Origin of the sequence: Staphylococcus sp. GDY8P72P, assembly GCF_016890655.1 — a bacterium.
Lineage (GTDB): Bacteria > Bacillota > Bacilli > Staphylococcales > Staphylococcaceae > Staphylococcus > Staphylococcus arlettae.
Genome location: NZ_JAFEQJ010000036.1, coordinates 1 through 915 on the forward strand (window position 1 = coordinate 1; position 915 = coordinate 915).

The following is a 915-nucleotide window of genomic DNA, read 5'->3' on the forward strand; positions in this document are numbered from 1 at the left end:
AATGACACTCTTAACAGGAAAAAGTTCACAATAAAAGCTATTACCATTTTTATAACTAGAAATAGCTAAACTTATTAAATTATTTTCTTCAATTTCTAAATTTTCTATTATCATACTGCCAGCTAAATCTTTTGAATAAAACTTACCTGTTTCATAAGTTACGATCATACGACAAAGGGTTAAAATAACATTTGTTTCATCACCATAAAAATCTTTTATCAATTCTTTAGAACTTTCCTTTATAGCTTTTTGTAAATCAATAAATGGAACATCAGGAATTAAGTTATTAATATTATTTTCGCCATAAATTGATATTGAAGAAAGCTTGGCTTGATATAATAATATTGTTAAATCAATGTTATTATTCTTTTCTGGAATAAAATAATTTAAATAATCTCCTCTAAGCCATTCCCCATAGATAAACTCTTCAATAGGTGGATAAGACCAATTTTCATTTTCATGATAATTAAGCACAGTTAATTCTATATATTTTAAACTTGTATCTTCACCAATTTCTTTAGAGATAGGCATAATTTTCGAAATTAATATTCTTTTTTCTTCTTTAGTCATATCTCTATTTATTATCACTAGAAAATCAACATCACTATCTTTTTTTAAACCCCCTTTAACATAAGAACCATATAAATAGACTCCTAATAAATCTTTTGAAAACAATCGTTTCAATTCTATTAAAACATTATCAATTTGCTTATTTGGTTCCTCCATTATTGACTCCTCTCATCTTTAAATATTATTTCCAAAATCTAAATTCACGTTGCCAAAAATCAATCTGCTTTTGCAATTGTTTTTCGTTTTCTTTTAAAATCAATTTCATCAAATCAGTTAAATCAATTGGAGATATCTCTTTAATTAATTTTTTATATTTAGATCTGGAATTTCTATGGATTTTACCCC

General features: G+C 24.9%; 1 protein-coding gene and 1 pseudogene. Both read right to left on the reverse strand.

The window, feature by feature from the left end; genetic code table 11:
- Positions 1–726 (reverse strand): aminoglycoside nucleotidyltransferase ANT(9) (gene ant(9), locus JVU85_RS13270; RefSeq protein ID WP_204172762.1); only part of this gene is annotated, 726 nt, incomplete at its 3' end.
- A 25-nt stretch (positions 727–751) separates the two neighbouring features.
- Positions 752–915 (reverse strand): annotated as a pseudogene (locus JVU85_RS13275) (replication initiation factor domain-containing protein); the annotation flags it as partial.